Annotated in this window: 23 protein-coding genes; 7 read left to right on the top strand and 16 right to left on the bottom strand. The window is 63.2% G+C overall.

Annotated features, from left to right (window positions below):
* Positions 1 to 107: 107 nt before the first annotated feature.
* The 9 genes from creC to pip all read right to left on the bottom strand — a co-directional run bounded on the left by creC (position 108) and on the right by pip (position 10,087).
* On the bottom strand, positions 108 to 1,529 hold the full coding sequence (gene creC / locus BVH06_RS01195; protein WP_075932891.1) for a two-component system sensor histidine kinase CreC: 1,422 nt from the start codon (positions 1,527 to 1,529) through the stop codon (positions 108 to 110).
* Between the two features lie 28 nt (positions 1,530 to 1,557).
* A complete protein-coding gene (gene creB / locus BVH06_RS01190; RefSeq protein ID WP_075932890.1) occupies positions 1,558 to 2,235 on the bottom strand; it encodes a two-component system response regulator CreB in 678 nt (225 codons plus the stop codon).
* Positions 2,236 to 2,990: 755 nt separating this feature from the next.
* Positions 2,991 to 5,018, bottom strand: a complete 2,028-nt coding sequence (locus BVH06_RS01185) for a methyl-accepting chemotaxis protein (RefSeq protein WP_075932889.1) — start codon at positions 5,016 to 5,018, stop codon at positions 2,991 to 2,993.
* A 105-nt stretch (positions 5,019 to 5,123) separates the two neighbouring features.
* Positions 5,124 to 5,624: an ATP-dependent zinc protease gene (locus BVH06_RS01180; RefSeq protein ID WP_075928804.1), complete on the bottom strand. Its 501-nt coding sequence runs from the start codon at positions 5,622 to 5,624 to the stop codon at positions 5,124 to 5,126.
* Positions 5,625 to 5,908: 284 nt separating this feature from the next.
* Entirely contained in the window at positions 5,909 to 6,643 is a 735-nt protein-coding gene (locus BVH06_RS01175; RefSeq protein WP_075928803.1) for an amino acid ABC transporter ATP-binding protein, read from the bottom strand.
* Positions 6,636 to 7,598 carry an amino acid ABC transporter permease gene (locus BVH06_RS01170; RefSeq protein ID WP_075928802.1) on the bottom strand — a complete coding sequence of 321 codons (963 nt, stop codon included), beginning with the start codon at positions 7,596 to 7,598 and terminating at the stop codon, positions 6,636 to 6,638. The genes BVH06_RS01175 and BVH06_RS01170 overlap by 8 nt, the downstream gene beginning before the upstream one ends.
* 87 nt (positions 7,599 to 7,685) lie before the next feature.
* Positions 7,686 to 8,477 carry a transporter substrate-binding domain-containing protein gene (locus tag BVH06_RS01165; protein ID WP_075928801.1) on the bottom strand — a complete coding sequence of 264 codons (792 nt, stop codon included), beginning with the start codon at positions 8,475 to 8,477 and terminating at the stop codon, positions 7,686 to 7,688.
* A gap of 204 nt (positions 8,478 to 8,681) precedes the next feature.
* A complete protein-coding gene (gene dtd / locus BVH06_RS01160) occupies positions 8,682 to 9,119 on the bottom strand; it encodes a D-aminoacyl-tRNA deacylase (RefSeq protein WP_075928800.1) in 438 nt (145 codons plus the stop codon).
* A complete protein-coding gene (gene pip, locus BVH06_RS01155; RefSeq protein ID WP_075928799.1) occupies positions 9,116 to 10,087 on the bottom strand; it encodes a prolyl aminopeptidase in 972 nt (323 codons plus the stop codon). The genes dtd and pip overlap by 4 nt, the downstream gene beginning before the upstream one ends.
* 100 nt (positions 10,088 to 10,187) lie before the next feature.
* On the opposite strand from pip, the gene BVH06_RS01150 reads away from it, so the two are divergent.
* On the top strand, positions 10,188 to 10,622 hold the full coding sequence (locus BVH06_RS01150; protein ID WP_075932888.1) for a hypothetical protein: 435 nt from the start codon (positions 10,188 to 10,190) through the stop codon (positions 10,620 to 10,622).
* Positions 10,623 to 10,680: 58 nt separating this feature from the next.
* On the opposite strand, the gene BVH06_RS01145 is transcribed toward BVH06_RS01150, so the two are convergent.
* Genes BVH06_RS01145 through BVH06_RS01125 form a run of 5 tightly spaced genes read right to left on the bottom strand, consistent with a single transcriptional unit; the run spans position 10,681 to position 14,880 of the window.
* Positions 10,681 to 11,244: a lipocalin family protein gene (locus tag BVH06_RS01145; RefSeq protein ID WP_075928797.1), complete on the bottom strand. Its 564-nt coding sequence runs from the start codon at positions 11,242 to 11,244 to the stop codon at positions 10,681 to 10,683.
* Positions 11,244 to 11,498: a hypothetical protein gene (locus BVH06_RS01140; protein WP_075928796.1), complete on the bottom strand. Its 255-nt coding sequence runs from the start codon at positions 11,496 to 11,498 to the stop codon at positions 11,244 to 11,246. Before BVH06_RS01140 ends, BVH06_RS01145 begins: the two co-directional genes overlap by 1 nt.
* A gap of 44 nt (positions 11,499 to 11,542) precedes the next feature.
* A complete protein-coding gene (locus tag BVH06_RS01135; protein WP_075932887.1) occupies positions 11,543 to 12,142 on the bottom strand; it encodes a DUF924 family protein in 600 nt (199 codons plus the stop codon).
* Positions 12,143 to 12,145: 3 nt separating this feature from the next.
* Positions 12,146 to 13,156, bottom strand: a complete 1,011-nt coding sequence (locus BVH06_RS01130) for a class 1 fructose-bisphosphatase (RefSeq protein WP_075928794.1) — start codon at positions 13,154 to 13,156, stop codon at positions 12,146 to 12,148.
* Between the two features lie 35 nt (positions 13,157 to 13,191).
* Complete coding sequence (locus BVH06_RS01125) at positions 13,192 to 14,880, bottom strand: histidine kinase N-terminal 7TM domain-containing protein (protein WP_075932954.1); 1,689 nt, start codon at positions 14,878 to 14,880, stop codon at positions 13,192 to 13,194.
* 352 nt (positions 14,881 to 15,232) lie between these two features.
* On the opposite strand from BVH06_RS01125, the gene BVH06_RS01120 reads away from it, so the two are divergent.
* The 3 genes from BVH06_RS01120 (at position 15,233) to BVH06_RS01110 (ending at position 17,866) form a co-directional block, all read left to right on the top strand.
* Positions 15,233 to 15,625: a YkgJ family cysteine cluster protein gene (locus tag BVH06_RS01120; protein ID WP_075928793.1), complete on the top strand. Its 393-nt coding sequence runs from the start codon at positions 15,233 to 15,235 to the stop codon at positions 15,623 to 15,625.
* 95 nt (positions 15,626 to 15,720) lie between these two features.
* A complete protein-coding gene (locus BVH06_RS01115; protein WP_075932886.1) occupies positions 15,721 to 16,794 on the top strand; it encodes a serine hydrolase in 1,074 nt (357 codons plus the stop codon).
* Between the two features lie 10 nt (positions 16,795 to 16,804).
* Positions 16,805 to 17,866, top strand: a complete 1,062-nt coding sequence (locus tag BVH06_RS01110) for a serine hydrolase (protein ID WP_083651815.1) — start codon at positions 16,805 to 16,807, stop codon at positions 17,864 to 17,866.
* A gap of 79 nt (positions 17,867 to 17,945) precedes the next feature.
* Here the strand turns inward: BVH06_RS01110 and typA are convergent, their stop codons facing one another.
* Together typA and thiI are read right to left on the bottom strand one after the other, a co-directional pair.
* Entirely contained in the window at positions 17,946 to 19,766 is a 1,821-nt protein-coding gene (gene typA / locus BVH06_RS01105) for a translational GTPase TypA (RefSeq protein ID WP_075928791.1), read from the bottom strand.
* A 172-nt stretch (positions 19,767 to 19,938) separates the two neighbouring features.
* A complete protein-coding gene (gene thiI, locus BVH06_RS01100; RefSeq protein ID WP_075932885.1) occupies positions 19,939 to 21,393 on the bottom strand; it encodes a tRNA uracil 4-sulfurtransferase ThiI in 1,455 nt (484 codons plus the stop codon).
* A gap of 330 nt (positions 21,394 to 21,723) precedes the next feature.
* Here thiI and glnA point away from each other — a divergent pair, with 330 nt between their 5' ends.
* The 3 genes from glnA (at position 21,724) to BVH06_RS01085 (ending at position 24,533) form a co-directional block, all read left to right on the top strand.
* A complete protein-coding gene (gene glnA / locus BVH06_RS01095) occupies positions 21,724 to 23,130 on the top strand; it encodes a glutamate--ammonia ligase (RefSeq protein WP_070880561.1) in 1,407 nt (468 codons plus the stop codon).
* 243 nt (positions 23,131 to 23,373) lie between these two features.
* Positions 23,374 to 23,904, top strand: coding sequence for a DUF4124 domain-containing protein (locus tag BVH06_RS01090; RefSeq protein WP_075928789.1), 531 nt, complete (start codon positions 23,374 to 23,376; stop codon positions 23,902 to 23,904).
* Between the two features lie 5 nt (positions 23,905 to 23,909).
* Positions 23,910 to 24,533, top strand: a complete 624-nt coding sequence (locus tag BVH06_RS01085; RefSeq protein WP_075928788.1) for a DUF4124 domain-containing protein — start codon at positions 23,910 to 23,912, stop codon at positions 24,531 to 24,533.
* Positions 24,534 to 24,913 lie beyond the last annotated feature (380 nt).

The raw sequence follows: 24,913 nt of genomic DNA, 5'->3' as shown, positions 1-24,913 counted from the left end.
GCCCCACAAAAACAGGCGAGGAAGCGGAGTTTACGAGCTGTAAATGAGCATTCCGAGCCTGTTTTTAACGCAGTAGGGCCGACGCGAAGCAGAGCGTGAACAGGTTCTTAGCGCGGGAAGCGCAAGCACACCTTCACACCGCCCTCGACGTTGGCGATGCTCAGCGTCGCCCCGTGCAGCTGCGCCACCTCCTGCACGAAGTTGAGCCCCAGGCCGGTGCTCTTGCGCCCGGTGGCCGGCCGCGCCAGGGAGTAGAAGCGCTCGGTCAGGCGCGCCAGAGCGTAATCGGGAATCGCCGGCCCCTGATTGAACAACCGTAGCTGCACCGCCTCGTCATCGGCTGCGCAGGTAAAGCGGATCAGCCCACCGGGCGGCGTGAAATCCAGCGCGTTGTCGAGCAGGTTGCTCAGCGCCTGGCGCAGCAGGAAACGTTCGCCGAGCAGGACCTGTGAGGCGTCGACGCGGTTGTCCACCCGCACCTGGCGCTGTTCGATACGCGCCATCTGGGCGCGCACCAGCTCGTCGATCATCGGCTGCAACGGCACGGCGACACGCTCTTCGAGGCCCTGGCGCTGCTCGACCTGGGCCAGGTGCAGCAGGCGCTCGACCAGGTTTTGCAGGCGCTCGCCTTCCTCGCCTATATTGGCCACGAAACGCTGGCGCTGGGCTTCGGGCATCTCGCCTTCCAGCAGCTCGGCGGCGCCGCGGATCGCCGCCAGCGGGCTCTTCAGTTCATGGGTCAGGGTGTGCACATAGCGCTCGACGTAGGCCTTGCCCTCCAGCTCGGTGCGCATGCGCTCCACCGCCTGGGCCAGTTGCCCGAGTTCGCCGCCACGGACCTGGGGCAACTCGGCGCGCTGGCCCTCGCTGACCGCCTGGGCATAACGGGTCAAACGACGCAGCGAGCCGCTCAGCCACCAACTGAGCAAACCGCCGACCAGCAGGCCCAGGCCGATCAGCCCGGCACCGAGCCAGCCCAGGCGCCGCTGCGAGCGCTCGATATAAGGCTGCAACGTGCGATTGGGCTTGGCCACCGACACCACACCAAGAATCCGCTCGCCATCGACGATGGGCGCGGCCACGTACATCACGGAGGAATCCGGGTCGTTCGGATCCTCCCGGGTGGAGCGCACGCCATAACGCCCCTGCAGGGTCAGGTAGACGTCGTTCCAGCGCGAATAGTCCTGCCCTACCGCCAGGCCGCTGGAATCGAGCAATACGACGCCATTGGCATCGGTGACGTAGATGCGGTGGTTGACCTGGTTCTTCGCCACGCCCCAGATCTGCGCACCGGGCTGGCGCTGCCCGTAGGCCTTGAGCAACTCGGGCAACTGCCCCTGGGCGAGGCGGCCATCGCGCACGTCTTCGCGCAGCAGCACCGCCAACAGGTGCGCGGTATCGACCAGGGTCTCCTCGGTGGACTGGCGCACGCCGGGACGGATCTCATCCATCACCGTGCTCAGCACGAACCAGCCGGATAACCCGACGAACAGGAAGTAGGCCAGAAAGATACGGACTCCAAGCGGCATCAGCAGGCCTCCTGAACGGTGAGCATCGCTATTCGAGCCGCAGGCTGTAGCCAAGCCCACGATGGGTCTGAATCGGCTCGGCCTGGGGCGCGACCTGGCGCAGCTTGGCGCGCAGGCTCTTGATATGGCTGTCGATATTGCGCTCGTAGCCGGCGTCGGCCGGCACGCCCAGGGCGTCGAGCAACTGCTCGCGGCTGAACACCCGCTCGGGCTGGCCGAGCAGGCATTGCAGCAACTGGAATTCGAGTCGGGTCAGGCTCAGGGGCTGGCCGTGGTAGTCGATGCGCACCCGCTCGCTGTCGAGATGAAACGGGCCTTCGCTGGGCCTGGTGACAGGCTCGCGGGGCGCCACGCGCTTGAGAATGGCCTTGACCCGCGCCGCCACCTCCCGCGGGCTGAAGGGCTTGACCACGTAATCATCGGCGCCGATCTCCAGCCCCACCACGCGGTCGATCTCGTCATTGCGCGCGGTCAGGAACATCACCGGCACTTCGGAAAACCGCCGCAACCGCTTGCAGGCCTCGAAGCCGCTGATGTCGGGCAAGCCGACGTCGAGAATCACCAGGTCGTAACCCTCGCGCTCGAGCAGTGCCAGCGCTTCGCCACCCAGGGTCGACCAGCGGGTGCCGAAGCCCTCGGCCTGCAGGGCATAAACCAGGGTATCGGCGATTGCGGCTTCATCTTCGACGATCAGGATTGTCGCCATGGTTGGCATCCTTGCGGCACGTGGGGTGCGGAGCCTGCGCGAGGCCGTGGTCAGCGTCAATAGCATGAAGCGCCGGTACTCATGCACAAAACAAGTGGACCGTTCTGTGGATAAGCTTGGAGCTAAGTGCTGAACGCCACTGGAAACGCGCCTTCTGGTCAACCGATCATTATTTGACCAGCGCTTTATTCACAGATGAAAACGTGACAACCCGCTGTTACTAAAGGAATTCTGTCAAGACACGTGGATACGTCGGCACACTGGGGACAATACACAACTTGAGTGGAACACTTTGTGGATAACCTTTGCATGGCCGGCTACAGACCATGACAACCGGGCGCTCCAGCGCACTGATCATTTCCTGAGCAATGATCAGAGGTGATGAAAATATTCGCGCTTTGAGCGATGAGGCATTTCCATCCACAAAAATCTTCGCCAAGGCAGATCGCTATACACAATAGCCGTGGAAGATTCTGTGGATAACCCTGGTATCGAACCGTGGAGGCCACGCCATGCGTGGCATTTGGACGCCTGATCAGTTATTGATCAGGTCCATCCAGGGATTCTCCAACCTATTGTATCGCTTGACATTACTGACTTTTGCAGACCTGTAATCCGGCTGCGGCAGCAGACGAGCATTCATGCACAATGCCCGTGCATGAGCCTGTGGACAACCTGAAGATCATCCTCTGCAGGCCAGTGAAATCGAGGCCTGCAGAGGATCGTTCATTTATCGACCAGCTTTCGCCCTGCTCTCATTCCACGCGAAAACGGCCGGTGTTACGCGACAGGGTTTCGCTGCCGCGACGCAGTTGCTCACTGGCGTCGCTGACCATGCGTGCGCCGTCCAGCAGCTCGCTGGCCGCCTGATCGACTTGCTGAATATTGCCGCTCACCTCGTCGGCGGTCGCAGCCTGCTGCTCGGCAGCGGTGGCGATCTGCGCCAAGCGGTCACTGACGCGTTGCACCGACTCGACGATGCCGTCGAGATCCGCACTCATCGCCAGCACGTTACCCACATCGCCCTCGGCCTGATGCATGGCCTGCTCCATCTCGGCGACGGACTGGCCCACCACCTTGTGCAGATCACCAACGGTCTGGGCGATCTCCGCCGTGGAGTTCTGGGTGCGCTGCGACAAAGAGCGCACCTCATCGGCGACCACCGCGAAGCCACGCCCCTGCTCACCGGCACGCGCCGCTTCGATGGCCGCATTGAGTGCCAGGAGGTTGGTCTGCTCGGCGATGCCCTTGATCACGTCGACCACCCGGGTGATCTGCTCGGTCTGCTGGCGCAGCTTCTGCAGGGTCTGCGCGCTGCCGGCCAGACGCCCGCTGAGCTCACGCATGCTGGCGCTGGTGCGGGCGCTGCGCTGGTTGCTCTGGTTGGCGATCTCGCGGGTCTGCCCGGCTTCCTGGGCGGCCTGCTCGCAGCTCTGCGCAACGCTCTGGGCGGTGGCGGCCATCTGCGTGGCAGCGGTGGCGATCTGGCTCATCTGTGCCTGCTGCTGTTCGACCGCGTTCAGCGAGCCCGCCGCCTGGCTTCCCAGACTACGCACGGTCTCATCGAGGCTCCGCCCTTCGCGGCCAACACCCTGCATGGAATCGCGCAACTGGGCGACGGCGGTGTTCAGGGCGGTGGAGATCGCCGCCAGGTCGTCGGCGCCATGCACCTGCATGCACACCCGCAAATCGCCGTCACGCAGGCCCTCGGCGGCCTGGATGATGCCGGCGGTGCTGCGACGGATGGAGGCGTTGAGGCACAGCAGCAGATATTGCGCCAGCAGGGTCAGCACGGCGAAGATCAACGTGGTGTGCAGCATGTCCTGGCGGGCATTGCCCCGATAGTCGCCGATGTTGGAGTTGAACTGCTCGTATACCGCCTGGCGCAGGCCTTTGAGGTTTTCCTGCAACGCCTGAACCTGCTGCACGAACTGCGCAGGCTGCAGCACCATGGGGCTGGCCTCGAACATGTCGCGGTCGACCTCGGCGAAAAATTTCTGCAGGCCCTCTTCGACCTGGGCGTAAGGCTGCTGCAGGGTTTGCAAAACCCGCGGCGAAGCCTGCTGCAAAGCGGTGCGCGATTTGGCGATCTGTGCACCAGCTTGTTCCAGCGAACGGCGCAGGTCACGCACCGCCACCCGGTTCTGCAGGGTGAAATGCTGCGCCACCAGCGAACCATATCCCTGGCTGGCGAAGCTGCCCAGATTCTCGGACAGGCGCGGCAGGGTCAGCGTCAGCTGCTCCATCATCAGGTAGGTGTCGAGGAAGGGATCGAGAATCAGGCCACTGTCGGTCGCGACCTGCTCACGTAGCACGGTGAGCAGCGAGAGTGTGCTCTGGTAACGCTCGAGTGCGTCGAGCAGTGCCATTTTACCCAACACCGCTAGGTCCAGCTCAGCCACCGAAGCCTGCAAGGCCTCGAGTTGCCGGCCGGTTTCCTCGCTGGGCGTGAGCTTTACCTGCTCGGCCGCGGCCGCCAGAGCCTCGCCGAGCTTGCCGCTACGCTCGCGCAGGAGCGCCTCGGCCGCCTTGTCATTACCCTTCCAGCGTGCCAGCAACAGGCGTTGCTCATGCAGCTCCTGCTCGACCGCACCCAGCGCCTGCACGCCCTGCATGCCGTCTACCTCGCTGCGTAGCACCTCGATGCGCTCGAGGTTGCCGCTCATCATCACCCAGAGCGCGTAGCCCAGGGGGATGACGAAGAGCACGAACAACAGTTGGAACTTGCGGGCGAAGCTGACGCGCTCCAGCACGCGTATACCCGGTTTGAGCAATCCCCACATACATCACCTCGGAACGCGCCACGGTCCAAAAACGCCGTGGCAATGTGCCATTTCGAGGCAAGAATCACACCGGACTGCGCGAAAGGGAAGCGCAGTCTTTGCAAATCAACAGCTGGGCCGCTCAGCGGTATAGCGATTGGAGGGGTCGATGGCCGCATCCAGTTTACGGATGGCGCTGGCACCGATCAGCAACGGGTAGTCGAAGTGGCGGCGGTCGGTAAGATTGACCTCGATGTTACGCAGCTCCTCGCCCAGGCAGATGTCCATGTTGACCACCGGGCGCGCGGAATAGGACGGTTTGGCAGAGCTGCCCTCCTCCGCGCGGTTCTTGATCTCGGTGACACGCGCCAGGGGTTTCTCGAAGACCTTATCGTCGGCATCATCGACGGCCAGGCGGAAACGCACCCAGTCCTCGCCATCACGCTCGAACTGCTCGATGTCACGGGCGGACAGCGAAGCGGTCATCGCACCGGTGTCCATCTTGGCCTTGAGGGTCTGGCCGAGCTGAGGCAGTTGAATGTATTCGTAGCGACCGTAGAGAGTCGGCTGATCGGCCATCGCCGGCAGGGTAATGGCAGCGGCCAGCAGGGCTAGAACGGTTTTCACGCCTTAACGTCCTCGTATGAAATTGAGAACATTGGGACTGGGGCAGGCGTGAATGGTTCTGGAAAACTGCCGGAGCGATGCGCGCTCGAAGCGACGCCTTAGGGGCCGCGTTGTGGCGTTAGCGGACATTCCCCGATCCACTGTGGGAGTCGCGACCTCGCGGCGAATCGCTCAGGCACCGCCGAAATAGGCAGTCAGGCTGCAATCGTTTCGCCCCGAGGTCGGGGCTCCCACAGGTTGGTTTGAGCGGCCGCTTTTGCCTCGAAGCGACTCAACCCTTCTCGCTACAACACTTGCCGCAAGAACGCCTGGGCACGCGCATCCTTCGGCTGGGCGAAGAACTCGGCAGGCGGCGCGTCTTCCAGCAGCTTGCCGTGATCGAAGAACAGCACGCGGTCGGCCACTTCGCGGGCGAAGCCCATCTCGTGGGTGACGCAGACCATGGTCATGCCTTCGAGCGCCAGCTGCTTCATCACGTCAAGCACTTCGCCGACCATTTCCGGGTCGAGGGCCGAGGTAGGCTCGTCGAACAGCATCACCTTGGGGTCCATGCACAGGGCGCGGGCTATGGCCACGCGCTGCTGCTGGCCGCCAGAGAGGCGCGACGGAAACTCACCGGCCTTCTGGCCGATGCCCACCTTGTCGAGGAGCGCCCGGGCCTTGGCTTCACGCTCGGCCTTGCCGCGCTTGCGCACGACCTTCTGCGCCAGGCACAGATTCTCCAGCACGGTCATGTGCGGGAACAGGTTGAAGTGCTGGAACACCATGCCGACTTCACGACGGTAGGCATTGATGTCGGTCTTCGGGTTGGCGAGATCGAGGCCATCGATGCTCACCGAGCCTTCGTCCAGTTCTTCCAGGCCATTGAGGCAGCGCAGGAAGGTCGACTTGCCGGAGCCGGACGGGCCGATCACCACCAGCACCTCGCCGCGTGCCACCTGGGTGGTCACGCCATCGACGGCGCGCACCTGCTGGCCGCGGGCGTCGAACACCTTGATCAGATCACGGACTTCAATCACTTTGCGCGAGCCTCCGTTCCAGGCGGTTGGCGATCTGCGACAGCGGCAGGTTGATCACCAGATAAAGGGCCGCGACGCAGAACCAGATCTCGAACGTGGAGAACGAGGTGGTGATGGCTTCGCGGCCGCTCTTGGTCAGCTCGGTAATGGCGATCACCGAGACCAGCGAGGTGTCCTTGACCAGGCTGATGAACTGCCCGGCCAATGGCGGCAGCACACGCTTGAACGCTTGCGGCAGGATCACATGGCGCATCGACTGCGCGGCGCTCAGCCCCAGTGAACGGGCCGCTTCATCCTGGCCACGAACGATGGACTGCACACCGGCGCGCACGATCTCGCCGACATAGGCGCCGGTGAACAACGCCAGCGCCGCCACGCCGGCGAACTCGCGGGATAGATCGAGCACCGTGCCAATGAAGAAATAGAAGATGAAGATCTGCACCAGCAGCGGCGTGCCGCGCACCAGTTCGACGTAAATCGTCGACAGGTGGCGCAGCGTCGGGTTGGCCGAGAGCCGGCACAGGCCGGTGACCAGGCCGATCAGCAAGCCGAACACGCCCGCCGCCACGGAAATCCACAGGGTGGTCCAGAGCCCCCAGAGCAGCGGCCCGGCGGCCCAATGGCGGTTGACGCCAATGACATCGCCCTCGGCGACGTCGTCGCCTTCGCTCAGTTGCAGGCTGTCGCCGGCCACAGTGAGCTGCTGCTGTTCGCCGCCTTCGCCGAGCAGCGTGACCAGGGCGTCGCTACCCTCGCGGCTGATGCTCTCGACGCTGCCATAGTCGGCCGCGCGCTGCGCCTCTTCGGCGTGGTAGGCGAAGTACTGGGGAACGCGATTCCAGCGCCATTCGTAGGAGATCAGCGAGGTGGAATACCAGATCGCCAGGATACCCAGGACCAGGATCAGCCCGGTCAGCAGGTGCCAGGGCCACTGGGCTTTCTTCTGTTTAGCCACGGTGAGTGTCTACCCGTTGAGTTGCCAACATGAAAGCGCGCGGACTAGCCGCGCGCCGGGTGTAGCGGAGATGAAGCGCTAGCGCGCTTATTCCATCTCTTTCAGCCAGTTAGTGCTCTTGAACCACTTGGCATGAATACGATCGTAGGTGCCGTCTTCGCGGATCTGGTGCAGCCAGTTGTTGATCCAGTTGATGCTGTCGTAATCGCCCTTCTTCAGGCCGAAGGCCAGGGGCTCGAAGGTGAACGGCTCATCGAGGAACACCAGCTTGCCGGCACCGGCCTTGTTCACCGCCACGACGTTGTACGGTGCGTCGTAGATGAAGGCATCGGCCTTGCCGTTGACCACGTCCATCACCGCTTCCTGCTCGTTGTCGAAGCCGCTGTACTTGGCCTGGGCGATCAGCTTCTTGGCGACCATCTCGCCGGTGGTGCCGATCTTCGAGGTGATGCGGTAGTCGGCGCTGTTCAGGTCCTTGTAGCTCTTGACCTTGTCAGCCAGTTCCTTGCGGATCAGCAGGGTCTGGCCGACCACGATGAAGGGCTCGGAGAAATTGATGCGCAGATTGCGCTCCTGGGTCAGGGTCATGCCCGAGCCGATCATGTCGAACTTGTCGGTCAGCAGGGCCGGGATGATGCCGTCGTAGGACGTGGAAACCAGCTCCAGCTTGACGCCCATGGCCTTGGTCATGGCCTTGAGCAGGTCGACTTCGAAGCCGATGATCTCACCGCGCTTGTTGGTCATCTCGAAGGGCATGTAGGTCGGGTCCATGCCCACGCGCAGGGTACCGCGCTTGACCGCGTCGTCGATGACGCCAGCTTGGGCGATGCCCGTGAAGGCGCAGACGGATAACAGCAGTGAGGCGACAAGCTTTTTCATTCTTGCTCCTGAAAGGCAAACGATTATGGGGCCGGCTCAGGCTCGTGCACCGGCACGGTGCAAGTGGCTGGCCCTTCGATAAGGCGGCGCGGCATGCTAACCGTGATCGCCGCCGATGGCGAGAGATACGCGCCGGATCAGCGACAAACAGTAGCGTAGAGCCGTCTGCGGGAAGGCAAGAAGCAGGCCAGTGAGCGGCCTCGATCAGGTTTCCAGCAAAAAGGTCACAGGCCCGTCGTTGACAAGCTGTACCTGCATGTCGGCACCGAAGCGCCCGCTGGCGACCTGCGGGTGTTGCGCACGTGCCTGTTCGAGCAGGTGGTCGAACAGCGCTTCGCCCAAGGCGGGCGGCGCGGCAGTGGAGAAGCCGGGGCGCAGGCCGCTGCGGGTATCGGCGGCAAGGGTGAACTGGGAAACCAGCAACAGGCCGCCGCCGATGTCCTTGAGTGACAGGTTCATCTTGCCGGCCGCGTCGCTGAACACCCGGTAATTGAGCAGCTTGTGCAGCAACTTGGCGCAGCTGGCCTCGTTGTCCTGCGGCTCGACGCCAACCAACACCAGCAGGCCCTGCTCGATGGCGCCCACGCTCTCGCCGGCGATATCCACACGGGCGCTGGAAACGCGTTGCAGCAGTGCCTTCATGCTTCGTCCGGCGCCAGGTCGAGCAGGCGATGGGCGATCTCGTCGGCGGCGCGCACCAGCGCATCGGCGATACCTGGCTCGGCGGCCGAATGGCCGGCCTCGCGGATGATCTGCAGCTCGCTGTTGGGCCAGGCCTGGTGCAGCGCCCAGGCGTTGTCCAGCGGGCAGATGGCATCGTAGCGACCGTGCACGATGATGCCTGGCAGGTGGGCGATCTTGGGCATGTCGCGCAGCAGTTGATTGGGCTCGAGGAAGGCATCGTTGACGAAGTAATGGCACTCGATGCGGGCGATCGACAGCGCGCGCAGGCTCTCGGCGAAACGCTCGACCACCTGCGGGTTGGGGCGCAGGGTGGCGGTGCGCCCTTCCCAGCACGACCAGGCCTTCGCGGCGTGCATCTGGGCGATCTGGTCAGCGCCGGTCAGGCGCTTGTAGAACGCCTGCATCAGGTCGCCCTGCTCCTCGGCGGGAATGGGCGCGAGGTAATCCTGCCAGTAATCGGGGAACAGCCGGCTGGCACCCTCCTGGTAGAACCATTTGAACTCCTGCGGGCGGCACAGAAAGATGCCGCGCAGGATCAGCGCCTGCACGCGGTCCGGATGCTTCTGGGCGTAGGCCAGCGACAGGGTCGAGCCCCAGGAGCCGCCGAACAGCACCCACTTGTCGATGCCCAACTGCTCGCGGATGCGCTCCATGTCGGCGACCAGATCCCAGGTGGTGTTGTTTTCCAGGCTGGCATGGGGCGTGGAGCGGCCGCAGCCGCGCTGGTCGAAGGTGACGATGCGGTACAGGTTCGGGTCGAAATAGCGGCGGCTCGCCGCATCGCAACCGGCGCCAGGGCCGCCGTGCACGAACAGCACCGGCAGACCATCCGCCGAGCCGCTCTCGTCCACATAGAGAACGTGCGGGGCGTCTACCGCCAGCTCGTGACGGGCGTACGGTTTGATCTCCGGATACAGCGTCTGCATGGTGCCCTCCTGCGGAAGAATTGAGATAGGCTCGTGCCGCTCGCGCGTCGCGGGCTACTGCGCTCGTTCGGGCATCATAACCATGAAAAGGAAATTCGGCATGCCGATACGGAAATTTGCCACACCCCTGCTGCTGCTCGCCCTGCTACTGAGTGGCTGCGGTGCCAAGGACGACCCGCAGGCCAGGCTGGAAGCCGCTGTGCAGCAGCTACAGGACAACCTCGAAGCGAAAAGGACAACGGCAGTGCTCGACCAGCTGCACGGCGAATTCCGCGCCCAGCAAAGCAATGACCGGGACTGGGCCAAGCGCACCATGACCCTGTTGTTTCTGCGCCACAACACCGTCAAGGTGCTGGCCCTGAGCAAGAACAGCCGCGTGGACACGACCTATCATGACAAGGGTTACACGGATGCACAGGTAGCATTGACCGGTGCCGAAGGGCTGATCCCCGATAGTGCCCGGCACTACACGGTGAAACTGGAATGGTGGCAGGACGACGGAGAATGGAAACTCGCGCGATTGGAATGGCAGTGAGAGCGAACGACGGCGGAGGGCGAATCCAGCCAGGCCGAATCCGCCCTCGAAGGCTGACTTACTCGGCGGGCTTGGCGCCGTCGCGCCAGATCAGCTCGCTGGTGTCGTAACCCTGGGCGCGGGCCACCGACAGCAGCTCGTCACGCACTTCGTTGGAAATGGTCGGCGTGCGCGACAGCAGCCACAGGTATTTGCGGTTCGGGTGGCCGACCAGGGCGGTCTGGTAGTCGTCATCCAGATCCAGCACCCAGTACTCGCCCTTGCTCACGCCGGGCAGCAGGCGGCTGAACCAGTTGTCGAAGGTTACCCACAGTTTGTCGGTCTTGCCCTCGACCTGGGGCACGGCGCGGCCCTCGACCTGGGTCCACTCGCCATCGGCTTCGCGGCAACGGTTGGTCACCGACACGCTGCCGTCATCCAGCAGGCCGTAGTGAGCCTCGGATTCCACACAATTGCGCTGGAAGAACATCGGCAGGCGCGCCACCTCGTACCAGGTGCCCTGATAGCGCTGCAGGTCGACGGACTCGACGGTCTTCGGCGGCGCCTCGCCAGTGCCGGAGTTGGCGCAGCCGACCAGCAGCAAGGCGCCCAGCGCCATCACACCCAGGGTACGTTTGTTCATCACTTCAGTCCTTTTGCAGAAAACATGATTACCTTGTCACCGGCGTACTGGACGCTGATGAAACTCACCTGGTCGCCCCAGGTGCAGCTGGACATGCCCAGCGCGCCCGAGCATTCCGTGGCCGTGCCGAGCAGGTTCTCGACCTCGGCCTTGCTCATGCCCGAATAGAGCTTGGCATAATTTTCCTGATTGACCTTGCCGCAGGCGGCCACAACGACAAAAGCTGCCAGCAGCGCGAGAGAGCGCAGGCGCATGGGATATCTCCGTAGTGCGATGGATGCCAGATGCCGGTTCGACGTCAGAAGCGCGAGCCCGGTTCCTCGAGAAAGCGCAACTCGTCCGCGGTGCTGACGCGCCCGAGAATCTCGTTGCGATGGGGAAAACGCCCGAAGCGCTGGATGACCTGCTGATGGCGCCGAGCGTAATCGAGAAAGCCAGCGAACAGCTCGCGTTCCGCATCGCCTGCGCCTTCGGCCAGTTCACCGAACAGCTGCACGGCGCGCGCCTGCTGAAGCGGGTTCTCGGCGTGTTCCAGCACCAGGTAGACGAACACCCGCTGCAGCGGCGACAGCTCGCGATCCCAGCCCAGGGTGATGCCTTCCTCGGCCAGTTCGCGCGCTCGCGCATCGCCAGCGAAGGCCAGCGGCGTGTCGCGATGGATCATGCGAGGCAGTTGGTCGAGCAGCAGCACATGGGCCAGCCAGCCACGCGGGTCGCCTGACCAGCCCTGCAACTCGCCAGCCAACGCCTGTTCGACCAGCACGCCGAAACGCTCACGCGCTTCGGCATCCTGCTCGTCACGCTTGCCGAACCACAGCTGGTGCTTCTCGGCGGCGCTCTGCGCAGCCGCGCCCGCGGGGCCGAACCACCAGTCGAGCAACGGCTGCCAGGGCATCATCGCTCAGGCCTTGTGGTAGCCGGTGACGCGCTCGACTTCTTCCTTGGAACCCAGGAAGACCGGGACACGCTGGTGCAGGGAGTCGGGCTGGATGTCGAGGATGCGCTGCACCCCATCGGTGGCGGCGCCACCGGCCTGCTCGATGATGAACGACATCGGGTTGGCTTCGTACATCAGGCGCAGCTTGCCGGCCTTGTCCGGCTCGCGGCTGTCACGCGGGTACATGAAAAGGCCGCCGCGAGTCAGGATGCGGTGCACGTCGGCAACCATCGAGGCGATCCAGCGCATGTTGTAGTTCTTGCCCAGCGGGCCTTCCTTGCCGGCCAGCAGCTCGTCCACGTAGCGTTTGACCGGGGCTTCCCAGTGGCGCTGGTTGGACATGTTGATGGCGAATTCGGCAGTGCTTTCCGGCACGCTGATGTTGTCGTGGGTGAGTACGAAGCTGCCCAGTTCGCGGTCCAGGGTGAAACCCTTGACGCCGTTGCCCAGGGTCAGGATCAACATGGTCTGCGGGCCGTAGATGGCGTAACCGGCGGCGACCTGCTGGGTGCCCGGCTGCTGGAAGGCCTTCTCGTTGAGGCTTTCGTTCTGGCTCAGGTATTCGCTGGGGCAGCGCAGCACCGAGAAGATGGTGCCCACCGAGACGTTGACGTCGATGTTCGAGGAGCCGTCCAGCGGGTCGAATACCAGCAGGTAGGCACCCTTGGGGTACTTGCCGGGGATCTGGTAGGCGTTGTCCATTTCCTCGGAGGCCATGCCGGCCAGGTGACCGCCCCATTCGTTGGCTTCGAGCAGGATGTCGTTGGAGATCACGTCGAGCTTCTTCTGCACTTCACCCTGCACGTTCTCGGTGCCCATGCTGCCGAGCACGCCGCCCAGGGCGCCCTTGGAAACGGCATGGCTGATTTCCTTGCATGCACGCGCCACCACTTCGATCAGGAAGCGCAGATCGGCCGGGGTGTTTTGACTACGGGTCTGCTCGATGAGGTAACGACTCAGGGTAACGCGGGACATGAAGGACTCCGGGAAGGAAGGTAATCGAAAGGAGTTTAACCCTTTCCAGGAACGGGTGCCTCAGCCGCCGTGGTGTCAACGCGCGGCAGCAAGCTGCACACACGGTTACGTCCGCGACGTTTGGCTTCGTACAAAGCGGCATCGGCAGCCTGCAGCAGCTCGTCGAGCGCCTTGCCCTGCTCGGGCCACAGCGAAAGGCCAGCCGAGAGGGTCACGTGGCGCACGCCACTGCGGGTTTCGATCGGTTTTTGCGCCAGCCCCTGGCAGATGGCCTCGAGGCGTTTGATCGCTTCGCGGGCATCGGCACCGGGGAGAATGAGCAGGAACTCTTCGCCGCCGATACGAAAGACCGTATCGGAACTGCGCAAGTTCACCAGCAGATACTGGGCCACGCTCTTGAGTACGTCGTCGCCATCCAGGTGCCCGTACTCGTCGTTGAGCCGTTTGAAGTGATCGAGGTCGATCAGCGCCAGCGCCAGCGGCGACTTCTCGCGCCGCGAACGTGCCAGTTCGCGACCGAACAGTTCGTCCAGGTAGCGGCGGTTGTACAGCCCGGTCAGCGGGTCGCAGAGCGCCTGTTCGCGCAGTTGCTCGTGCAGGCTGGTGATGGTGCGCAGGCGCTCCTCGCTCAACGCCAGCGCGTCGGCGAGCTTGAGTTTGGCGATCTGCCGCTGGGTGACGTCGCGCAGGTAGAGCAACTGGCCCAGCACCAGGATGCCGTGGCGAGTCAGCCGCTCGATGGGGCGCATGCGCACTTCGAAGTAGTGGTGGGCGTCGCTCTGGATCAACAACGGCTCACGCAGCTCGCCCTGCTCGACCAGTTGCGCCTGCAGGGCGCTGCCGAAGCCCGGCCAGTCCTGCAGCCTGCGCCCCTGCCAATCGGGATCGAGCCCGCCGAGCTTGAGGGCCGCCTGGTTGGCCTCGATCACCCGCCACTGGGTGTCGACCACCATCACCGGATCGGGCAGCGCTTCGAGCAGCAGGTGGCGGGCGACGGGCACCATGTCGAAAAGCCGCACGCCGAGGATCAGCCAGGAAAAGGCCGCCAAGGTGAAGACGAAACTGAACGGCGTCGGGTCGACGCCAAATACCACGAAACCAAAACCGACATAGGCGATGTTGGCCGACCAGGGCACTGCCGTGACCAGTACGAACGCCAGATAATGACGCCGGTGCACGCCATGGCTAATCAAGGCTGCGCGCAGCACCACGCCCAGGCTGAAGCTCATGAAAAGATAGACGTACACCGCCGTGGCGTAGAACAGCGGGCCGTGGTCGTAGCGAATCGGTGCCCCCGGCTCGTCAGACACCGGCCCCGTGGCGGCGCCGTAGAACAGGCCGTGCCAGGGATTGCTCAGCACCACCAGCCAGATCAGCAGCGGCATGAGGATCATGCCCAGCATCGAACGGCGGCTCAGCGGCTTGCGTACGCTGCTGACGTATTGCCAGAGAAACACCGCCCAGAACGTCGGCACGCTGATGATGCCCGGCCACGACATGGTGGCCCAGAGCATCTTGCACTCGGGCGCCACGGAGGCGACTTCCAGGCCGGCCATGGCCATCCACCACATGCTCGCCAGGTGCATCAGGATGAAGGTGTCGCGCCCTGGGAAATCGCGCTGGTTGATCACCCAGCGAGCCAGCAGCACGCCGCCCACGCAGACCACCACGGTAAGCAGTACCGCGAAATCCAGGCGCCAGGCGTTGACCAGGCACGAATTCATGCTGCCACCCTGCCCGCCTGGAAGCGAGAACAGGCCAGACGCGGTGCAGCGCAACGCGAGAGGGAGGCAAGCAAGGCGGACGCATCCATTGCAACAGGCTCAGGAAAGAAGGCCAGGAGCGGGCACCTGGCAGCCTAGAGTCAACCCGCGCCGCGAGTCCAAGAAGGATGCGCACAGGTAAGGCAAGAATTTTCGCCGATACGATACTGCAATTCATCACATTTTCAGCAGGTTTTTATTGCTCATTCATGACTGTGGCAGGTGTAGGTGAGCGCCAGCCGGCGGATAGCTGTTCACAATTTCCGCAACATCGCTATGATCGCGCGCCGCCAACCACGCGAAACCCTCCAAGATGAAAAGCAACCTGATCGCCGCCGCGGAAATAGACCGCCTCGATACCTGGGCGCGCTATAACGCCGACATGTGCCATAGCTGCATTTCCAGCTGCTGTCAGTTGCCGGTCGAGGTGCGCCTCAATGACCTGATCCGCATCGGCGTGGTCGACGAGTTCGAGCGCGGCGAACCGCCTCGCAACATCGCCAAACGCCTGCAGAAGGACGGGTTGGTCGAGCGCTTCAATCAGAAGTCCGGGATCTTCACCCTGACGCGCATGAGCAACAACGATTGCTACTACCTGGATCGCAAGACCCGGCTGTGCACCATCTACGACCGGCGCCCGGACACCTGCCGCAATCACCCCAAGATTGGCCCGCGCCCCGGCTATTGCGCCTGGCGGCCGAAATAGTCTGCAACGTCTGGTTACCCGCGAGCCTGAACACCTCGCTTCGCTGATCCCTCGAATCCTCCACACCGGCCCGCACCGCCACCCGGAGGATTCGCATGCGCTCCCGACTGCTCGCCAGGACCCTGTTCGTCGCCCTCGCCGCGGCACTGGCAGGCACCGCCACGGCCGAAACCGGGCGACCTGACTGGCAGGAGCCGCTGCTCGAACGCCTGCAGGCAACAGCCGCCAAGCAGGACGGCGAGCTCGGCGTGTACGTCAAGGACCTGCACAGTAACCTGGCGGTGACCCTGCAGGCCGAGCGGCTGTGGTACATGGCATCCGGCATCAAGGTGCCCGTGGCCATCGCCGTGCTGCGCGGTGTCGAGCGCGGCGACTGGCAGCTCGATACGCGCCTGCCGCTCGCCGCCAACGATTTCGTCGACGGTGCCGGCAGCACCAACCAGTACGGCCCCGGCGAGCGCCTGAGCGTGCGCTTTTTGCTCGAGCAGATGATCATCTACAGCGACAACACCGCCACCGACCGGCTGATTCGCCTGGTCAGCCTGGATGCCGTGAATGCGCTGGTACGTGAACTGGCGCCCGAGGGCTTCGAGCCGATTACCACGCTGGGCGACGTGCGCCGGCATATCTATGCCGAACTGCACCCGGCGGCCGCAAAACTGGGTGGTCGCGACCTGCTGCGCCTGCGCCAGGCACGCCAGGACGACGCGCGCCTGAACCGCCTGGCCGAGCTGCTCGGCGTCCCACGCTCGGCCCTGGCACCCATCAGCCTGGGCAGCGCTTACACCGCCTACTATCGCAGCAACCTCAACGCCGCCACGCTCTCAGCCTATGGCGAGCTGCTCGAACGCCTGGCCGATGGCCAGGCGCTGGGCCAGGCGCAGACGGCCTACCTGCTGGCGGTGATGGGCCGGGTCAAGACCGGCAGCAAACGTATCATTGCCGGGCTGCCGAAAGACGCCCACTTCGCCCACAAGACCGGCACCCAGCGCGCACGCATCTGCGACTCGGGGCTGATCCGCACGCCCGAACGCGGCGCTGCCGAGCCGGTGCTGATCGTCGCCTGCGTGGAGGGCGAACTGTCGCTGGCCAAGGCCGAGCGCACCCTGCGCCAGGTTGGCGAAGCGCTGAGCGCATCGGGCGTCCTGACCCGTGACGCACTCAACTGAGGGAATGGCCATGAAATTTCTGCTCACAGGCCTTGCCCTGCTCGGCTGCGCGGCGCTGTCGCTCTGGCTATGGGCGACGCCCCAGCGCGACGAGCGCTTCGAGGCGTTGGCCGAGCGGTTGCGCGAACTCGACGAGGCCTCCCCCGGCCAACTGGGCGTTTACCTGCTGCGCCCTGCCGACGGCAGCGAGCTGAACCATCAGGCTGATCGCACCTGGTACCTGGCCTCGGCCACCAAGGCGGCGATCGCCATCGCCGTGCTGCAGGAGGTAGATGACGGCAAGCTGCAGCTCGACCAGCCGATCACCCTAGAGGAAGGCGACCGGGTCGACGGCTCCGGCGGCCTGGTGTGGGAAGACGCCGGCGCCCGTTACAGCATTAGCGAATTGCTGCGCGGGATGCTGCAGGAGAGCGATAACACCGCCGCCGACATGCTGATTCGCGCAGCCGGGGCACAGCGTATCAACGAGCGCATTGCGGCAGCCGCCGGCCGCGACTTCGGCAAGGTGACCCGCCTGCTCGAGGTGCGCCGCGAACTGTACGGGCAACTGCACCCCGACGCGCGCTCATTGGAAAATCGCCAGATCGTCGAGATCGCCGCCGCGCCACTCGGCCCGCAGCGCGTCGAAGCGGTGGCCAATGCCCTGAAGATGAAACCCGATCAGCTCGAGACCCGCGACCTCGACGAAGCCTACCGGCGCTACTACGAAACCGGCCTGAACGGCGCGACACTGGTCGCCTACGGCCAGCTCTTCGGCAAACTGGCCAAAGGCGAACTGCTGTCCGAAGCGAGCACCAGGCTGCTCTACGACATCATGGGCCTGGACAGCTACGAGGCCTACCGGCTGGAGGCTGGCCTGAGTGAGCAAGTGCCCTTCGTGCAGAAAACCGGTACCCAGCAACACCGCGCCTGCCACATGGGCATCGCCAACCCGCAAGGTGACGACGCCCTGGTGATTCTTGCCTGCGCCGAGGCGCTCGATGAGGATGCCGAGGCCGGCAAGTTGTTCGAGGAGGTCGGCGAGGCGATTCAGGAACTGGTGCTCGATCGCGATGAAGCCGAAGCGGCCTGATCGCCCCATCAATCTGCGCCCATGAAAAAGCCCCCGCAGGCTCACGCCGGCGGGGGCTTTCTAGGCAGCTAGAACCGGATCAGTTCTTGGCTTTCTTGGCAGCGCGGGTACGCTCGCCTTCGTCGAGGATCTTCTTGCGCAGACGGATCGACTTCGGCGTGACTTCGCACAGCTCGTCATCCTGGATGAATTCCAGAGCCTGCTCCAAGGTGAAGCGAACCGGCGGAACCAGGGCGATGGTTTCGTCCTTACCCGAAGCGCGCATGTTGTCGAGCTTCTTGCCCTTGGTTGGGTTGACGCCCAGGTCGTTGTCGCGGCTGTTCAGGCCGATGATCTGACCGTTGTAGACTTCCTGGCCGTGCTCGACGAACAGCTTGCCGCGCGCCTGCAGGGTTTCCAGGGAGTAGGTCAGCGCCTTGCCGGTATCGATCGATACCAGAACGCCGTTCTGGCGGCCGGACATGTGGCCCGACTTCATCACGTCGTAACGGTCGAAGATCGAGGTCAGGATGCCTGCACCGTTGGTCAGGGTCAGGAAGGCGTTACGGAAGCCGATCAGACCGCGAGCCGGGATGTTGTACTCCAGGCGTACGCGACCTTTGCCGTCCGGCACCATGTTGCTCAGGTCGCCCTTACGCAGACCCATTTCTTCCATGACCTTGCCCTGGGATTCTTCCGGGATGTCGATGGTGACGTTTTCGTACGGCTCGTGCTTGGCGCCGTCGACTTCACGGATGATCACTTCCGGACGGCCAACGCCCATCTCGAAACCTTCGCGACGCATGTTCTCGATCAGAACCGACAGGTGCAGTTCACCACGGCCGGAGACCTTGAACTTGTCGGCCGAGTCGCCTTCTTCGACGCGCAGGGCCACGTTGTACAGCAGCTCCTTGTCCAGACGCTCCTTGATGTTGCGGCTGGTGACGAACTTGCCTTCCTTGCCGCAGAACGGCGAATCGTTGACCTGGAAGGTCATGGAAACGGTCGGCTCGTCGACGGTCAGCGGCTTCATGGCCTCGACGTTGTTCTGGTCGCACAGGGTGTCGGAGATGAACAGCTCGTCCATGCCGCTGACGCAGACGATGTCGCCAGCAGTGGCTTCTTCGACGTCCACGCGGTGCAGACCGTGGTGGCCCATCAGCTTGAGGATACGGCCGTTACGCTTCTTGCCTTCGGTGTCGATGGCAGTGACCGGGGTGTTCGGCTTGACGCGGCCACGGGCGATACGGCCAACACCGATGATGCCCAGGAAGCTGTTGTAGTCCAGTGCCGAAATCTGCATCTGGAACGGGCCGTCGACGTCGACGTTCGGCGCCGGGACGTGGTCAACGATGGCCTGGTACAGCGGGGTCAGGTCTTCGGCCATGTCGGTGTGGTCCAGACCGGCGATGCCGTTCAGGGCGCTGGCGTAGACGACCTGGAAGTCCAGTTGCTCTTCGGTAGCACCGAGGTTGTCGAACAGGTCGAAGATCTGATCCATGACCCAGTCAGGGCGCGCGCCCGGACGGTCGATCTTGTTGATCACCACGATCGGACGCAGACCGGCTTCGAAAGCCTTCTTGGTCACGAAACGGGTTTGCGGCATCGGGCCGTCCTGGGCGTCGACGACCAGCAGTACGGAGTCGACCATCGACATCACGCGCTCTACTTCACCGCCGAAGTCGGCGTGTCCGGGGGTGTCGACGATGTTGATGCGGTAGTCGTTCCACTTGATGGCGGTGTTCTTGGCCAGAATGGTGATGCCGCGCTCTTTTTCCTGGTCGTTGCTGTCCATCACGCGCTCGTCGTTGAGCTCGCTGCGCTCCAGGGTACCGGACTGACGCAGCAGGGCGTCGACCAGGGTGGTCTTGCCATGGTCAACGTGGGCGATGATGGCGATGTTGCGTAGATTCTCGATCACAGTAGTGGTCTCGTAGGTTGGGTCGGGCTACCCGGCAGTTGCTTCGAGGGCCCAACGCGAAAAATCGGGATTAAGGGTAAAGGCAGTCTGTTAAGGCTGTGTGGCGGCAAACTCGCCGCCAATCGGGTCGGGAGGGCGATGGCGGATGCTGCCGCCATTGAGCCCGGGCGTCTTATGCCGGACGATAAACGCGCACATTGGCATGCCCCTCGCTCAGCAGGTGATGGGCATGCAGGCGGCTCATGACGCCCCTGTCGCAATAAAGGAGGTACTGGCGGTTCTCGTCCAGCTCCTTGAAACGATTGTTGATGGCGTAGAACGGCAGCGCCTGGACTTCCACGCCCTCGATTTCCAGCGGCTCGTCTTCGGCCTGGTCGGGGTGGCGAATGTCGATCACCACGTGGCCGGGCAGCGCATCAGTGACTTCCTCGACCTGCACGTCCTGGCCCAGCTCTTCGATCACGCGATCAATGGCGATCAGGCGGGCGCGCTCAAGGGCGCGCTCGAGCACCGCCATGTCGAACTGCTGTTCTTCATGGGCGACGCGATGGGGCTTGGCCTTGGTGGTCGGGTTCACCGAAATCACGCCGCAGTACTCGGGCATGTGGCGGGCAAACTCGGCCGTGCCGATGGCTTCGGCGGTGTCGATGATGTCCTGCTTGTGGCTGGCGATCAGCGGGCGCAGCACCAGCTTGTCGGTGACCGAGTCGATCACCGAGAGATTCGGCAGGGTCTGGCTGGATACCTGGCTGATCGCCTCGCCGGTCACCAGCGCGTCGATCTGCAAGCGCTCGGCCAGGCGGCTGGCGGCACGCAGCATCATGCGCTTGAGGGTCACGCCCATGTAGCTGTTGTCGACCTTGCCGAGAATCTCGCCGAGCACTTCCTCGAACGGCACGCTGATGAACAGCACGCGCTGGCTGCTGCCGTACTTCTTCCACAGGTAGTGGGCGACTTCCATCACGCCCAGCTCGTGGGCACGACCGCCGAGGTTGAAGAAGCAGAAGTGGCTCATCAGGCCACGGCGCATGATCTGGTAGGCCGCCACGGTGGAGTCGAAGCCGCCGCTCATCAGCACCAGGGTCTGCTCCAGCGAACCCAAGGGGTAGCCGCCCAGGCCGGGGTGCTGGTGATGAATGACGTACAGGCGCTGATCGCGAATCTCGATGCGCACCTCGACCTCGGGTTTCTTCAGGTCGATACCGGCGGCGCCGCACTGCTGGCGCAGCTGGCTGCCGACATAGCGCTCCACATCGATGGAGGAGAACGCGTGGCGGCCGCCGCGCTTGCAGCGAACAGAGAAAATCTTGCCGGCCAGCAGCTCGCCATAATGCAGCTTGCACTTGGCGACGATGTCGTCGAAGTCGCCGAGCGGGTATTCGTCGATCTGCAGGAAGTGCACGATGCCCGGCACGCAGCTCAGGCGCTCGATGATTTCCTGCTGGACCTTGGGCTCGGCCACCTCGGTCTTCACTTCCAGATTGTCCCAGACACCGGTCACCTGCAGTTGCGGGTCGAGATCACGCAACACCACGCGGATGTTCTTGGCCAACTGCCGGATAAAGTTCTTGCGAACCGGCGGGCTCTTGATGGTGATTTCCGGAAAGACTTTGACGATCAGTTTCATGGGAGCAAATGTCGGGGGCCAGGGCCTGAAAAACAGGGGCGCGGATTATAAAGGAAATTGCTCAACCTTTGATCAAAAATCCGCAAACAATCTGTACGAGCACCAAAACTGAACACAACCGATGGAAATCGCACCAACAAGGTGCCTTGATGATTGATTTTGTGGCCTCCATGCCCACCAAAACACCGATTTCCGGGGTGCGCGTCCATGACGGGGCACTGGCATGCATATTGCTCCCTTGTGAGGCAGGGTGTCCTGGCAGACTATCTGGCCCGGCGTCACGAACTCAAAGAAGGGTCAACGAACGACCCTATCCACCTGGAGGACAACATGTCTAAGGCTGTTCAACTGATCAAAGAACACGACGTGAAGTGGGTAGACCTGCGCTTCACCGACACCAAGGGTAAGCAGCACCACGTGACCATGCCGGCCCGTGACGCCCTGGACGACGAATTCTTCGAAGTCGGCAAGATGTTCGACGGCTCCTCCATCCATGGCTGGAAAGGCATCGAAGCCTCCGACATGATCCTGCTGCCGGACGACAGCACTGCCGTGCTCGACCCGTTCACCGAAGAGCCGACCCTGATCCTGGTCTGCGACATCATCGAGCCGAGCACCATGCAGGGCTACGACCGCGACCCGCGCTCCATCGCTCGTCGCGCCGAGGAATACCTGAAGACCACCGGTATCGGTGATACCGTCTTCGTGGGCCCGGAACCCGAGTTCTTCATCTTCGACGAAGTGAAGTTCAAGTCCGACATCTCCGGCTCCATGTTCAAGATCTACTCCGAACAAGGCTCCTGGATGACCGACCAAGACGTCGAAGGCGGTAACAAAGGCCACCGCCCGGCCGTCAAAGGCGGTTACTTCCCGGTTCCGCCGTGCGACCACGACCACGAAATCCGTACTGCCATGTGTAATGCCATGGAAGAAATGGGCCTGGTCATCGAAGTGCACCACCACGAAGTGGCGACTGCCGGCCAGAACGAAATCGGTGTGAAGTTCAACACCCTGGTTGCCAAGGCTGACGAAACCCAGACCCTGAAGTACTGCGTGCACAACGTAGCCGATGCCTACGGCAAAACCGCTACCTTCATGCCGAAGCCTCTGTACGGCGACAACGGCTCGGGCATGCACGTACACATCTCGGTCTCCAAAGACGGCAAGAACACCTTCGCAGGTGAAGGCTATGCCGGCCTGTCGGAAACCGCTCTGTACTTCATCGGCGGCATCATCAAGCACGGTAAGGCCCTGAACGGCTTCACCAACCCGTCGACCAACTCCTACAAGCGTCTGGTTCCCGGCTTCGAAGCGCCGGTCATGCTGGCCTACTCGGCCCGTAACCGTTCCGCCTCGATCCGTATCCCGTACGTTTCCAGCCCGAAAGCGCGCCGCATCGAAGCTCGCTTCCCGGATCCGGCTGCCAACCCGTACCTGGCCTTCGCTGCACTGCTGATGGCCGGCCTGGACGGCATCCAGAACAAGATCCACCCTGGCGACGCAGCGGACAAGAACCTGTACGACCTGCCGCCGGAAGAAGGCAAGCTGATCCCGCAGGTTTGCGGCAGCCTGAAAGAAGCCCTGGAAGAGCTGGACAAGGGTCGCGCGTTCCTGACCAAGGGCGGCGTATTCTCCGACGACTTCATCGATGCCTACATCGAGCTGAAATCGGAAGAAGAAATCAAGGTACGTACCTTCGTACACCCGCTGGAATACGACCTGTACTACAGCGTCTAAGCTGGCCTCGCTACAGTTTGTAGCGCGACGAAGCCTCCCCGGTTCTGCCGGGGAGGCTTTTTTATGGCCTGCCATCTCTGACGACTATCCTGCGGGCAGTCGCAAGGGACGTTGAAAATGGCTCTTGGCCATTTTCATGCCCGACTATTTTTCGGTGCCAGTGCAAATCCTTGGCGACGCGCGCTTGCCAGCACGCGATGGCGGTGCAAGGCTATCGACATCACCCGACAGGAGACCGGCTCGATGCGCCGCACGCTCGCTTGCCTGCTGCTGATCCTGGCCCTGCCGGTCAGCGCGCAGATCTACAAGTACACCGACGCCAACGGCAATACGGTGTTCACCAATCAGCCGCCGGAAGGTACCAAGGCGGAAAGCGTCGAGCTCAAGCCGATCAACACCAGCAGCCAGCCGACGCCACCGAGCACTCGCGCGAATGAACCGCGCCTGAGCGAACTGCCACAAAACCCCTATCAGATTCTCGAACTGCGCGACCTGCCCAGCGAAGAAGCGCTGCGCGCCAACAATGGCACTTTTTCCGTGGGCGTGACCATCGAACCGCGCCTGGGCCCTGGTCATAGCCTGCGCCTGCTGGTCGACGGCAAGCCCTACGGGCAGCCGAGCAACGTACCGCGCCTGCAGCTGACCGAACTTGACCGCGGCGAGCACAGCATTGCCGTGGCGGTGATACAGGGCGAGCACATCGTTCAGCAGAGCGAGACGCGCACCTTCACGGTGCAGCGAGTCAGCACCAACAGTCCGGCCCGGGGTAACTGAGCGCCATGCGCACGCTGCTCTTCGCCCTGTTGCTGATCACCCTGCCAAGCGTTGCCCAGGTCTACACCTACGTGGATGCCGACGGGAACCGGGTGTTTACCGACAGCCCGCGCAACGGCAATGCCACGCAGGTGCAGATGGCGCCCTCGAACCGTATCGAGCCGCCTACCCGCCGCCTCTCCCCACCGGCACCCGCTGCGCCCAGTGGGCCGATCCTCAGCTATGAGCTGCTGCGCATCACCATTCCGCAGCCCGATGCGACCATCAACGACAACGCCGGCAACCTGATCGTCACCGTCAATGCCGAACCGGCCCTGCACCCAGGCCACAGCTACCGCCTGCTGCTCGATGGCGAGCCCTACGGCAACGTCGGGCGCAGCCCGGTGTTTCCTCTGGAGAACATCGACCGCGGCACCCATCAGATCGCCGTGGAGATCATCACCGCAGGCGGCATCATCGTCGAACGCACGCCCAGCCAGCCCTTTCACATGAAGCGTGTGTCCCTGGCCCAGAAGCGCAAGGTGCGCCCCTGCGAAAAGGATGATTACGGCGTACGCCCCGAGTGCCCAATCGAAGACAAGCCCAAGGAAGAAGACAAGGGCATCATCGGTATCCTGCCTTTCCTTTAAGAGCGGCTCGACTTCAGCGCCGCTGCCTGCAAAGGGGCGCAATCGGCCGATCGTAGGGTGGACCGGGTCGCGTAGACGACGCTTCACCTACGCGGCCCGACCCGTCCACCGCTCTGCGATTGCAATGGTGGATGAAAAGAGCGTCATCCACCCTACGTGGCTGTAGGTGCGGGCCTCGGGATGGATAGGGGCGCGCAGACGAAGCGTCAGCTACGCACCCTGAACCACCCTAAGAACTTGGCCCGTTTTTGTGGGAGATTCTATGTCAAGGATCCCCCTTTTTCGGGGTTGTAATCGACCTGCTTCTGCATCAGCGCAAAGGCGATACGAGCGAGTTTACGGGCCAGGATGGTCAGGGCTTCTGTTCGCTTGAGCCCACG

This window comes from Pseudomonas sp. PA27(2017), assembly GCF_001945445.1.
In the GTDB taxonomy this organism is placed as follows: domain Bacteria; phylum Pseudomonadota; class Gammaproteobacteria; order Pseudomonadales; family Pseudomonadaceae; genus Aquipseudomonas.
Note: the sequence above shows the minus strand (reverse complement) of the source record. Positions and strands in the feature narration are given on the sequence as shown.